13 protein-coding genes are annotated in these 11417 nt (G+C 56.4%); 1 reads left to right on the forward strand and 12 read right to left on the reverse strand.

Annotated features, from left to right (window positions below; genetic code table 11):
- Positions 1 to 364: 364 nt before the first annotated feature.
- The 6 genes from BR83_RS0113695 to BR83_RS0113720 all read right to left on the reverse strand — a co-directional run bounded on the left by BR83_RS0113695 (position 365) and on the right by BR83_RS0113720 (position 4763).
- A complete protein-coding gene (locus tag BR83_RS0113695; protein WP_027357540.1) occupies positions 365 to 811 on the reverse strand; it encodes a CD1247 N-terminal domain-containing protein in 447 nt (148 codons plus the stop codon).
- Between the two features lie 111 nt (positions 812 to 922).
- Complete coding sequence (efp, locus tag BR83_RS0113700) at positions 923 to 1480, reverse strand: elongation factor P (RefSeq protein WP_027357541.1); 558 nt, start codon at positions 1478 to 1480, stop codon at positions 923 to 925.
- A 38-nt stretch (positions 1481 to 1518) separates the two neighbouring features.
- Complete coding sequence (locus tag BR83_RS0113705; RefSeq protein WP_027357542.1) at positions 1519 to 2595, reverse strand: M24 family metallopeptidase; 1077 nt, start codon at positions 2593 to 2595, stop codon at positions 1519 to 1521.
- A complete protein-coding gene (aroQ, locus tag BR83_RS0113710; RefSeq protein ID WP_027357543.1) occupies positions 2579 to 3040 on the reverse strand; it encodes a type II 3-dehydroquinate dehydratase in 462 nt (153 codons plus the stop codon). The genes BR83_RS0113705 and aroQ overlap by 17 nt, the downstream gene beginning before the upstream one ends.
- A 75-nt stretch (positions 3041 to 3115) precedes the next feature.
- Positions 3116 to 4444 (reverse strand): TldD/PmbA family protein, encoded by a 1329-nt coding sequence (locus BR83_RS0113715; RefSeq protein ID WP_242839683.1) that lies wholly within the window; start codon positions 4442 to 4444, stop codon positions 3116 to 3118.
- Positions 4445 to 4550: 106 nt separating this feature from the next.
- Positions 4551 to 4763, reverse strand: a complete 213-nt coding sequence (locus BR83_RS0113720) for a hypothetical protein (RefSeq protein ID WP_027357545.1) — start codon at positions 4761 to 4763, stop codon at positions 4551 to 4553.
- Between the two features lie 166 nt (positions 4764 to 4929).
- On the opposite strand from BR83_RS0113720, the gene BR83_RS0113725 reads away from it, so the two are divergent.
- Positions 4930 to 5208: a DUF3243 domain-containing protein gene (locus BR83_RS0113725; protein ID WP_027357546.1), complete on the forward strand. Its 279-nt coding sequence runs from the start codon at positions 4930 to 4932 to the stop codon at positions 5206 to 5208.
- A gap of 61 nt (positions 5209 to 5269) precedes the next feature.
- Here BR83_RS0113725 and BR83_RS0113730 read toward each other — a convergent pair whose 3' ends face one another.
- The 6 genes from BR83_RS0113730 to BR83_RS0113755 form a co-directional block, all read right to left on the reverse strand.
- Complete coding sequence (locus BR83_RS0113730) at positions 5270 to 5911, reverse strand: Uma2 family endonuclease (RefSeq protein WP_027357547.1); 642 nt, start codon at positions 5909 to 5911, stop codon at positions 5270 to 5272.
- A 37-nt stretch (positions 5912 to 5948) separates the two neighbouring features.
- The gene (locus BR83_RS0113735; RefSeq protein ID WP_027357548.1) at positions 5949 to 7367 is read right to left on the reverse strand and encodes a TldD/PmbA family protein; all 1419 of its coding nucleotides are present in this window, start codon (positions 7365 to 7367) and stop codon (positions 5949 to 5951) included.
- 99 nt (positions 7368 to 7466) lie between these two features.
- Positions 7467 to 8009 carry a GspH/FimT family pseudopilin gene (locus BR83_RS0113740; RefSeq protein WP_162164760.1) on the reverse strand — a complete coding sequence of 181 codons (543 nt, stop codon included), beginning with the start codon at positions 8007 to 8009 and terminating at the stop codon, positions 7467 to 7469.
- Between the two features lie 114 nt (positions 8010 to 8123).
- Positions 8124 to 8888 (reverse strand): type IV pilus inner membrane component PilO, encoded by a 765-nt coding sequence (locus BR83_RS0113745; RefSeq protein ID WP_027357550.1) that lies wholly within the window; start codon positions 8886 to 8888, stop codon positions 8124 to 8126.
- Between the two features lie 364 nt (positions 8889 to 9252).
- Positions 9253 to 10956 (reverse strand): IS200/IS605 family element transposase accessory protein TnpB, encoded by a 1704-nt coding sequence (locus BR83_RS0113750; RefSeq protein ID WP_027357290.1) that lies wholly within the window; start codon positions 10954 to 10956, stop codon positions 9253 to 9255.
- The coding region (locus BR83_RS0113755; protein WP_027357551.1) for an IS607 family transposase at positions 10925 to 11417 on the reverse strand (493 nt) is incomplete at its 5' end. The genes BR83_RS0113750 and BR83_RS0113755, both read right to left, overlap by 32 nt.

The raw sequence follows: 11417 nt of genomic DNA on the forward strand, positions 1-11417 counted from the left end.
TCTGGCCTATTGTAAACCCGGTCAGGCTTGAAGTCAAGGGGGGTATCCGCGTGCATTTCACCCGGAATATAAAAAAAGTTTCGGCATCACCGAAACCTCAAGCTGTCGACAAAGTACTCCTGGTGTGTGCCCCGGTTTTACTCGTCGCTCCCGGTCGTTTCGCTGGCCGGGCCTTTTGGCCCCGGCTCCGGTCTTCGGCGGGTACCGGCCACATTCACACATCCTGTGTTCAGGTGGCCTCCGCGGACATCCTGTCCGCGGCACGGGCCTGGCCCGGCGGCGCTCACTCCAGGTCGCTCCTACTGGAAAACCGGGGCACACGAAGAGTTTGTCAATACTCTGAGGTTTCGGCATCACCGAAACCTTAAAGGTCATCTTCGTGCTCCGCCCCTGCGCTGCCTTCCAGTTCTTCGGGCTCATCGGCGGAGGTGTAAGCGTTATCGTTAACAAAGACCACCTCGTCGCAGTTGGGGCAGGTTACTTCAATCACATCCTCATCATCGAGAATATCCCGGTCGAAGCAAACTATCTCCCCGCAACGCGGGCATTCAACTTCCATGTAATCGTCATCATGCCTGTCCGGGCGATCTTCATAAACTTCATCTTCCAGGGAGTACAGATCCTCATCAATACTTTCCAGATAATCCTCCAGCTGCTCCTGGGCTTCCTGCAGCTCGTCAAAAGAATTGGCAAAGTCGCCAAGGACATCAATTATGCTTGAAAGTAACCGGCCTTCCTTACTCTCCTTTTCCAGGTCCATACCTGCGGAAAGACCCTGCAGGTAAGCCACCCTGGCTTTCAAATCTTCCATTAATCAAACCCCCCTTATTTAATGAGTATCCAACTGGACTGTTATAGTATTGCTCTTATCGGGGGGTTTTAAACATATATTTCCTGAAGATTAAATTGAGAAGAAAGATTCTTATACCCGCTTGATATACTGCCCTGTACGGGTGTCAATCTGCAAAACATCCCCCACCTCTACAAAAAAGGGCACCTGAACGACATACCCGGTTTCCAGGGTAGCGGGTTTGGAACCCCCGGAGGCGGTATCGCCCTTAATGCCAGGGGGCGTGTCCACCACTTTCAACTCCACAAAATTGGGTAAATCCACGCCTATGGATCTTCCCTGGAACATAAGGAGGTTGATGGTCATATTTTCCTTTAAAAAGTTGACCGCATCACCGAGCTGTTCTCTGGTCATGGAAAACTGGTCGAAGGTTTCCATATCCATAAAGTTGTAGCTGGTACCGTCATTATACAGGTACTGCACTTCCCGCCGTTCCACGTGAGCGCGGGGTATTTTCTCGCCGGCGTTAAAGGTCTTTTCAATTACCGCCCCGGTGCGCAGGTTTCTGAGTTTTGAGCGGACAAAGGCTGCCCCCTTCCCCGGCTTGACATGCTGGAAATCAATTACCTGGTAGACATCGCCGTCCAGTTCAATGGTCAATCCGGTTCTAAAATCGTTGGTGGAAATCACTTTTCAGCCAAACCCCCTTTATAAATATAAAATACCCTTTATACCGGAACCTCAGGCAGAGGGTCTTTGGGAGCACTGGTCAGGATACGGCACCCCTCTTCCTCCACCACCACCAGGTCCTCAATCCTGACCCCGCCCCAGCCGGGGAGATAAATACCCGGCTCGATGGTAATGACCATGCCCGGCTGGAGCAAGGTTTCATTCTTTTTGGAAACGGAAGGCTCCTCGTGCACCGCCAGACCCACACCGTGACCCGTACTGTGGCCGAAGTTTTCCCCATAACCGGCGGAATCAATCACCTGCCGGGCCGCCCGGTCCACCTCGCAGGCCTTTATTCCAGCCCGCACGGCCGCCAGGGCGGCCCGCTGGGCAGCCAGCACCAGGTCGTAGATTTCTTTCTGGCGGGGATGGGGCGAACCAACCACCACCGTCCGGGTAAGGTCGGAATTGTACCCGCGGTACACGCAGCCAAAGTCCATGGTCACCAGATCCCCCGCTTGAATAACGCGCTGGGAAGCCACGCCATGGGGGAGGGCACCCCGGGGGCCCGAGGCCACAATAATATCAAAGGCGCTTTTACGGGCACCCGAACGGCGCATAAAACATTCCAGCTCCACAGCCACATCCCATTCGGTTACCCCCGGCTTAAGATAACCCAGGATGTGCTCGAAAGCCTGATCGGCCAGGGCCGCGGCCCGGGACAGAAGCTCAATTTCTCCCGGATCCTTCACCTGCCGCAGCTCCTCCACAAGTCCATAAAGGGGTACCACCGGGGTTTTTTCCAGCTTCTCCTGCAGGGTAACCGCCTGTTTATAGGTCAGGAAATCCCCTTCATAGCCCAGCCGGCTGACCCCCCAGCGGGGAAGTTTTTCAGCCAGGGTATCAGAAAGGGATTCTTTAAACCCTATCACCTGACAGAAAGGGCATTCTTCCTGCGCCTGTTCAAAATAACGAAAATCGGCTAAAAAATAGGCCTCCCGGGCGGTAATCACCAGGGCCCCGGCGGAACCGGTAAAACCACTCAGGTAATAACGGTTTTCCGGGCGCATCACCAGCATGGCATCTATGTTCTCCCGGGCCAGCCTGGCCCGCAGGCGCTCAATCCTTTCCCGCACACCCGGCCCTCCTCTTCCGCGCCAGCTCCACCGCGGCCCTTAAGGCCAGGCGGTATCCGAGCTCACCCAGGCCGCTGATTTGACCGGCAGCCACCGGGGCGATTACCGAACGGTGGCGAAATTCCTCGCGGGCATAGATGTTGGAAAGGTGCACTTCGATTACGGGTAAACCGGCAGCAGCTACCGCATCCCTCAGGGCAATGCTGTAATGGGTGTAGGCTCCCGGGTTGAAAACCACCGCATCTTCTTCCTGCGCCGCACGGTGGAGCCTGTCCACCAGCTCACCCTCGTGGTTGGACTGGAAGAAGGAAACCTCTACGCCCAATTCTCCGGCCAGCCGCTCGAGGGAAGCGTTAATTTCCTCCAGGGTAAGGGCGCCGTAAATCCGGGGTTCCCGGCGCCCCAGCAAATTTAAATTGGGTCCATTTAAAACCAGTATTTTCACCAGGAGCACCTTCCTGCCAGGAATGGATCGCAAAAAAAATTTTATCATAACCCATTATACTTGCAAAGCCTGTTCTTAATGGCCGCTGATGGACATCCCGGCCACCCTGATGGCCGGCGCCCCCCGGCCTCCAAAAAAGGTCAGGTTGCTGGCCACACCATCCACCTGCTGGAGCATGGTCATAAGGTTGCCGGCAATGGCAACGCCCCGGACAGGGCGGGTAAGCTCCCCGTTTTCAATCCATATCCCCGCCGCCCCTACGGAAAAATCGCCGGAGATGGGGTTGGCCGTGTGCATTCCCAGTACCTCGGTAACATATAAACCCTGCTTCGTATCACGAATGAGATCTTCCAGGGAAGTGGTTCCCGGCTGGATGAAAAAGTTGGTCGTCCCCACCTCCGGAGGGCTTTTAAAGGAACCGCGCACCCCATTGCCGGTGGATTTGACGCCATCCCTGGCGGCCGTATATGTATTGTGCAGAAAACCGCGCAAAATTCCGCCTTCTATCAGCACCGTACGGCCGGTGGGCACGCCCTCGCCATCAAAAGGAGCGGAGGCAATTCCCCCGTTCAGGGTACCATCATCGATAACATTCACCAGGGGAGAGGCCACCTTTTGCCCCACCTTACCGGCAAAAAGAGAACGGTTCTTCTGCACGGCTTCAGCAGTAAGGCCGGGACCCAGCAGGCCCAGAAAACCGGTAACCACATAGGGTTCCATTATTACCGCCGCCCGGCGGGTGGTCACCGGCCTGGCCCCCAGCATGCGTACGGCTCGCCCGGCAGCCTCCCGCCCAACCCTGCCGGGATCAAGCTGGTCATACCGCAGGCGGTAATCCATGGCAAACCCCGTCTGGCTGTCATTGTTTTCTTCGGCCACCAGCGACAGGTAAAGACCGCAGTAAGCGCTCTGATAGGTGGCCACAACGCCCAGGCTGTTGACCAGGGTAACATCGATTTCCGCATCCTGGTAGGCGGCACTTTCAATTATTTTCACCCGGGGATCAAAATCCCGGGCCGCCCTTTCCATGGCCCGGGCCAGCTCGATCTTTTCTTCTACAGAAGCTCTACGGATGGCCGGGTCATAAAGGTCCAGAGCAGGATAAGCGGGGGGAGGTTCCGGCAGTACCCGGTGAGGGTCCGGGTCAGCGCTGGCGGCATTGTTTATGGCCTGGCGGACAGCATCCTCAACAGCAGTCCTGGAAAGATCGGTGGTAAAGGCAAACCCGGCACTGCTACCCACCAGCACCCTCAGGCCCAGGCCGCGGTCCCGGGCCAGCTTCATGGTTTCCACCTGACCATCCCGCACTTCCACGACCAGTTCCTTACTGTTATTGAGATAGGCTTCAGCCTGGCCGGCACCGAGGGCAGCAGCCCGCTGAAGGGCAAACCGGGCAATTTCCATAAAATCGGCCAAAATTGATCCCACTCCTTTCCACATCACCATAAGTATTATTCAATAGGCATCAACCTATTCCTTTCAGGGGCAATAAAAAACTGCCTGCCGGCAGTCAGTGCACATAAATGCTTGTGGTCAGGGCAAATATATCTTTCAAAGACACCGGGGCCAGTTCCTGTACCGAAGCTTCCACTATGGTGGTGGGGTCCAGCATGGCCAGTATGGCCACCCGTTCCCCGGTGCTCTGCCTGGTGTAAAAGCCCAGTATGCAAAACTGCATGTCTTCCCCGCATACCTTACGGGTCACGATATCACCAATTTTCATACAGCCTACCCCCTGGATAAGGCCTCCAATAAGCATGCTCTCCCTTTTCTTTTGTTACCATATGCCGCTGTTTACAGAGGTGTGTATTCCTTTTCCTGAATAAGGCGGTGGAAAAAGGAACAAAATAGTAACAGGTCCTGCCAGAAATCAGGAAAGGGGTGTTAATATGGACATCCGGCAGGTTAGCACCAACTGGGACAACTGGAAAAACTTCCTTGGTCAGGCCGTAGAGTTTGCGGAAGAACTGGGTATTTCCCGGGAACGTATCGTAAACCTGGCCCAGCAGGCCGGCCAGGTGCTGGCCGATCACGTACCGCCGGCCAGCCCGGAGCAAAGGGTTCTGAAAGAGTTATGGCAGGTGGCCGACCAGCAGGAAAAACAGGTTATCGCCAGTTTGATGACCAAACTGGTTTCGGAACGTCCGGGAAATTACACCGCGTTTTAAAAAATTCCGGGCGGTAAAAAAGTCTCAGGGGCGGGGTCCGGCAGCGGGCCCCGCCTTTTGTTTAAATTAAACCCAACTCTTTCAAACAGTCAATAGCTGAAGGAAGGGGGTCCTGCCACAGCCAGCTCACCTGCAGCCAGAAGCCGGGGATGACCTCCGAACGATAGATCCCCTCTTCGTTTGGATGAACTGTACGGTAGCGCCCTTCTTCAGCCAGCCTGTAAAATTCCGCCTGCCGCCTGTCCGGGTCGATAAGCCAGTATTCTTTAACGCCTGCAGCCTCATATTCCACATACTTTTCCCCCCGGTCCCGGGCCAGGCTTTCCGGAGAGGTTATTTCCACAATCAGATCGGGGGGACCGTCCATATATGTTTCCTTCAATAGCGGTAGCTTTTCGTTGCTTACGTAAAAAATATCCGGCTCCCGGCCCCGGCGCAGGCTTTCTGGCAGGCGCACCAAAAAAGGAGCGGTCAAAACATCTCCCAAGCTCTGCTTGAGAACAAATTCCCTTAACAAGGTTGATAATAGGGCAGTTATTTTTTGATGCTTTCTGGCTGCCGGCGTCAATATAACAACCTCCCCATCCACCCACTCCGCCCAGGTATCTTCATCGCACCAGGCCAAAAACTCCTCAAAGGTGATCTTGCCTTCCGGCAGGGGCCTGGTTTCATAAACCGCTGCCGTTTCTTTTAGGCGGCCCATTATCGTCCCCCCTAACTTTTGCCTGAAACCGCGGGCACTACAGGCGCCGGATCTTGCCATCGGCCCGGCTGTGGCTTGTGCCGCCCACCACGAGCTCCCTGATGGCCATGGTGGGCTGGCCGTCGCTCACCGGCACTCCCTGCCCGTCCTTGCCGCAGGTTCCGATGGTGAAGCCCAGATCCCTGCCGATCATTTCCACAATCCGGAGCACCTCGGGGCCGTTGCCCGTCAGGGTCGCCCCCCGCACCATGGGACCCACTTCCCCATCCTGGATCAGGTACCCCTCGGCCACGTCAAACACAAAATCCCCGGTGGTGGTATTCACCTGGCCGCCGCCCATTTTCTTCACCAGCAGGCCGTTTTTGACCTCCCGGATGATTTTTTCCGGGTCCATTTTGCCCGGAGCGATGTAGGTATTGCCCATGCGGGGGATGGGCTTGTGCTGGTAGGACTCCCGGCGGCCGTGGCCGTTGGATTTCCTCCCCTCCCGGGAGGCAGTGAGCCGGTCGTACATGTAGTCCGTGAGCTCCCCTTTTTCAATGAGGGTCACTTTCCGGGCCGGCACCCCCTCGTCATCAAAGCGGTAGGAACCATAATGGCCGGCCATGCTGGCATCGTCGATCACGGTTACAATGTCGGCAGCCACCTTTTGCCCCTTTTTGCCGGCATAAACCGAAAGCTTTTTCTGCACCAGATCCGCTTCCAGGCCGTGGCCGCAGGCCTCGTGAACCATGGTTCCCCCGGCCTCGCCGGCCATCACCACGGGCATCCTGCCGGTGGGAGCTTCCCTTGCTTTGAGCATTTCCACGGCCCGCCGGGCCGCCACCTCCGCCACCGCCTCGGGACGATATTGCTCCAGCAGTTCAAAGCCGGTTAGCCCGCCCACGGCTTCGTAGCCCGTCTGCAGGTTCGGCCCTTCGGCGGCCACCACCTGCACCATCAGGCGGGTGCGGATGCGCTCGTCTTCCACGTATTCACCGGCGCTGTTGGCAATGACCACCTTCTGGACCACGTCCCCGTAGCCCACCATTACCTGCTTGATTTTCTCCGCATCCACGGCCCGGGCAGCCCGGTCGGCGGCCTGCACCGCCTCCACTTTGCGTTCCGGTTTGATTGTATCGGGCGGCTCCTTTATGGAAAATTCCACCACGGGCTGCACCCGGCGCAGGTCCAGGTGGTATTCCTTTTTCTCTCCCCGGGCGGCATGACTGACCATGCGGGCAGCCTCGAGGAGGCCTTCCCGGCTCAGGTCGTTGGTATAGGCATAGGCCGTGGAATCGCCGTTAATCACGCGGATACCGGCACCCATATCTATACCCGAATGAACCCGCTCTATCTTACCGCCTTCAAGGCCGATACCCGTGGCCCGCCTGTGCTCGACAAAAATATCGGCAAAATCTCCTCCGCTGGCCAGGGCCAGGTCCAGAGCCTCTTTTAATAAACGTTCATCGACCAAAGGGATCACCTCTTATACGGGATTGAATCATTCCATAGAATCTTTGCCAGTACTGTAAACGTAATTATGCCCAATTTTTCTGCGCGTATAAGGAGACGGCTACCCGCCATACCAGCTGGCGGGAGGTGTGGGCGAAACACGAACCCGCCCGGTAACCGGGGCTACAATCACATAATAAAAAAAGCTTTCGTTCCTGCCCTTTAAAGTTAACGTACCCCCGCCGGGGCGGGGTACCCCGCTGGAGTTAAAGCTCAACGCATTTCCCCGATCGGAAAACCTGACCGCGGCCAGATCCACTTCAGCGGGCAGCACCACCTTCCTGAGTATTTTTACCCCGCTGGCCAGGTAGTAGCAGTCCCCCACCACATCAAAAACGATTTCCACGCTCATGCCGGGCGCACACATATTCTCCTGCTGGCAGGCCCGGATGTCCTGCGCCATTTGCCGGGCGGCCATGAAAAGCGCCCGGTGCGTATTAGTGTTCTTATAGGCGGGGATAACCACCACCAGCACCAGGAAGGAAATTCCCACCACCAGCAGCAATTCCACCAGGCTGTAGCCGGGGGAAATCCCAGCGCCGGAGGATACCTTCCGGCGGCCCGGCCGGCCTCCCAGCCCGCTGTTCCCCGCTGCACAGGGCAAACCGGCGCCCGGCAGCGGATTTGAATAACTTTTACGACCTGCCCGTTTCCAAAAGCGACCCGACATTATCCCACCCGCGGCCTATTTTCAGTTATTCCTAAACGCCTGCAATCATTACTTGTTGAAGTAATAAACCTCTCCCGCCACCGTACCTTTTTCCCCGGGCGGCAGGTTCTGGCCTGTCAACTCCGGTGTGTTCCCCGCAGCGGGGGAGGCGGGAGATGACCCCGCGCCGGGCGGCGCGGGCAGCCCTTTCAGCCGGCCGGACAGTTCGGGAACGGGTGCCGTACCATCCGCTGGCGCGAAAATATTATAGCGGCCGGTCAACCACCTGCCCATTTCCTCCAGTTTCAACCTGCTCCCGGGCGATCTATCCGCATATACGACCACGCTGAATTCCGCCTTCACCCTGCCGGGCGTATCAGTGCCTTCCATATTGATACCCCTTACCTCGGTCAGGTTGTGCAGGGCCCCTTTTTCCAGGCTCCGGCAGAAATCCAGCACATCCCTGAAGTCCCCCTCCACGAAAATTTTCAGGGGCATTTCCAGGGTATATTTTTGTTCTTTGATCCCGCCGGGCTCCACACCTGTGATGTCCACGTTCCTGGAAGCAGCCTCCAGGCCCAGCAGGACAATATCCTCTCCCTTCCCAATATCGCTGGCAAACTGTTTTCCCAGGATGGCCGCCTGGGCCCGGGCCTTTTCCAGTTTCTCGCTTTCATCCCTTAAAGCAGCAGCCGTGGCCCGGTAGCTGGCCAGTTTATTCCGGGCATTTTCCAGCTCCTGCCGGGTCGACAGGTAAGCCCTGGCCTGAGGCGCCAGAATAAATGTATATAAACAGAATCCCAGGCCCAGGGTCAGGAGAGCGGTTAACAGCACCCTTTCCCTCCTGCCAGGTCTATCCGTCCAGAAAGCCATCAGCGCGCTGTTTCCTGGTTCAAAAAACTTAACAATTCCTGATACATTGTACCATTCCTTGTTAAGCGGCCTCCCCATGACCAGGCTTTCGCTCCTTTCTGGATTGGATTTGCCTACCCCTGGGAGCAGGCTGTAGCGACAGGGAGACCTCGGCCCCGGGAGTCCCACCCGGACGGGAGAACTGCGCGTAACAGGCACCTCCGGCTTGCACCTTCATCAATGTTGACTATTTCGCGGCCCAGCACTCAAGTTTCTTGAGTGCCGAACGCCCCCCGCAACCTGTTAGGTACGGCCTACCGGTTTGTCCGATACCGGCTAAACGGGGTCACCTACTTGATAAAGCGAGCTGCTTCAACTCGTGCCAGACGGAATAAAACGATTCCTGCTTAAAACGGGTCAACCCGTTGTGAATGAGAATCTTTCCTTCCAGCCGCTTGAAGAGTCGCTTCACCTTTCGGGTCATCCCTCTTCCTTCCCCAGGTAAGGAATCAACCTTCTGGTTCAGCTTCTCTTTGATGACTCGAATCTTTTGCTTCAACTCGCTGGTAATGCACTCTCTGAAGCCTATCGCACGCCGGGCGATAACCAAAGCGGCGGCGTGGTGGACAATTACCCCGTACCGCTCCATGTACTTGTAATAGCCGATGGTGGACGTGTGCGCCGGCCAGACCGGTTCTACTCCAATACCTTCCTTGAATGCCCTCCTCATGACGGCCTCGATTATCTTTTTGAACGGGAAGTTGGCCGCCATGCGGTTGAATTTCCTGTCCGTATCCAGCCGGTCTTTCCCAAAGTCCAGGTCTTCCAAGGCAATGGGCTTACCTAAAAATTTGGCAATGTCCACCACTACCTTGGCCAGTACGCCAATTAAGTATGTGCGCCGGTACCCCCGGCTGTAAGCAAGTTCCGGTATCTTGATGTACAGAAAACCGTTCGGTTGTACTGTCACCTGGAATTCCCCGGCAAATTTGTGCAGGGCCTTCGGATGTGGTACAGTAAATCCTTCCGGCCAGGGTTCCGGTTGGCCGAAATAATTGACGTTGGCTAAAGCCACACCGTCCGGGTTGGTGTCCATCCCTAAGTAGCCCCGGCTGGGACTGGTCACCGGTTCAGGTGCTGTTATGGCAAAGGAAATATGTACCCTGTACCGGCCGTCCCTGCCCCTGATCAGTTCCACAGTGTAGGGTGTGCCCAAAAGAAGCAACTCCCACACCTTCAACCGGTGCTTCTCCGGCAGCCAGAGCTTTCCCTCCACCCGGGGAGCCCTCGTCATTACCGGTCTTCCTCTGCTGTCCGTGCCTGTCTGCTCGGACAGGTGGGAGATGGTCACGGACAAAGCAAATTCTCCGCTGCGGTAGCTTATCTTAATGTTCGGATTGCCGCCCTTGGTTTCGTCTCCCCGGGCGTACAGCCGATCCTGCCGGGCATTTCGCCATTCTTCTTTTGTGGCTCTGCCCCTGCAGGCCCGCTTCCACAGAGAACGGCCGCCAAAAACTACCGTGGGTATGGTGCCGTTATTTTGATGGGTTTTCAGTTCATCCAGCTTCGTCTTCAGTTTTTTGACCCGCGCTTTGCGGCCGTGTACGATGCGTTCGGCTTTCTCGATTTTTACCGGGTCGTTTGCTTCAACCGCTTTACCCAGGTCTTTTTCCGCCCAGCCGAGTTTCTTCCTAGCCCGGGCCAGCTTTGTTTCCGTTTCCTCGATTTCCAGCGCCAGCAGTCCCCTCTGTGATTCAATAATGGCCTTTGCTTTCAATACGGCATCGTCACAAAAACGGGAGTTTATGCCAAATAGCTTCTGGCCTTCTCTTTTAAGCTCTTCACGGGAACGGCCTTCCTGCAGCCGGTTGAACGCCCAACGCTGGCATGAACAAAAAAGGCGCATCTCGGTGGCCAGGGGGTCTTCGCCACCTCGACCCCAACGCAGGCTGCGCCGGGCAGGAAAACTTTCCGGAAACCACTCGCCGCATACGGTGTATTTTATACTTTCATCCGGGTTAATTGTTGCCTTCTTTTTTGGCTTTTTCATCCCGCTCCACTCCCACTATCAGCTCCCGAAACCCCTGCCTAACCCTCCTGCCGCCCCTGGCGCCGTACAAACGGGCCGAAAAGGTCGTGACTATGGCCAAAAGGTCCCGGACCAGCTCGGAATTGACGTCCTCCGGCTCTTTTTCAGCTATGGCGATTATTTCTACGCCGCAGTACCTTAAATGCCGCTCGATATACTCATAACCAAACCGGGCCAGCCGGTCGGGATATTCGATGATGAGCTTCTTATACTCGCCCTGCTCGGCCAGCTTGAGCACGTTCGCTAAACCGCGGCGCTTCTGGTTCAGGCCGCTGGCCACGTCTGTGAACTCCGCCCTGATGGTAAAACCGTTTTCCCGGGCGTACTGCCGCAGCCGTTCGATCTGCCGGTTCAGGTTGCCCGCGTCGGCCTGCTTTTTTGTGGATACCCGGGCGTAAAGCACGACTGCTTCCTGCCCGTCA

The organism is Desulfofundulus thermocisternus DSM 10259 (assembly GCF_000686645.1).
Classification (GTDB): Bacteria; Bacillota; Desulfotomaculia; order Desulfotomaculales; family Desulfovirgulaceae; genus Desulfofundulus; species Desulfofundulus australicus.

Excerpts from the sequence above, each read along its gene's own strand:
- BR83_RS0113695 (WP_027357540.1), bottom strand. The coding sequence starts at position 811 with ATGGAAGATTTGAAAGCCAGGGTGGCTTACCTGCAGGGTCTTTCCGCA.
- BR83_RS0113715 (WP_242839683.1), bottom strand. The coding sequence starts at position 4,444 with ATGGAAATTGCCCGGTTTGCCCTTCAGCGGGCTGCTGCCCTCGGTGCC.
- BR83_RS0113720 (WP_027357545.1), bottom strand. The coding sequence starts at position 4,763 with ATGAAAATTGGTGATATCGTGACCCGTAAGGTATGCGGGGAAGACATG.
- BR83_RS0113725 (WP_027357546.1), top strand. The coding sequence starts at position 4,930 with ATGGACATCCGGCAGGTTAGCACCAACTGGGACAACTGGAAAAACTTC.
- BR83_RS0113730 (WP_027357547.1), bottom strand. The coding sequence starts at position 5,911 with ATGGGCCGCCTAAAAGAAACGGCAGCGGTTTATGAAACCAGGCCCCTG.
- BR83_RS0113750 (WP_027357290.1), bottom strand. The coding sequence starts at position 10,956 with ATGAAAAAGCCAAAAAAGAAGGCAACAATTAACCCGGATGAAAGTATA.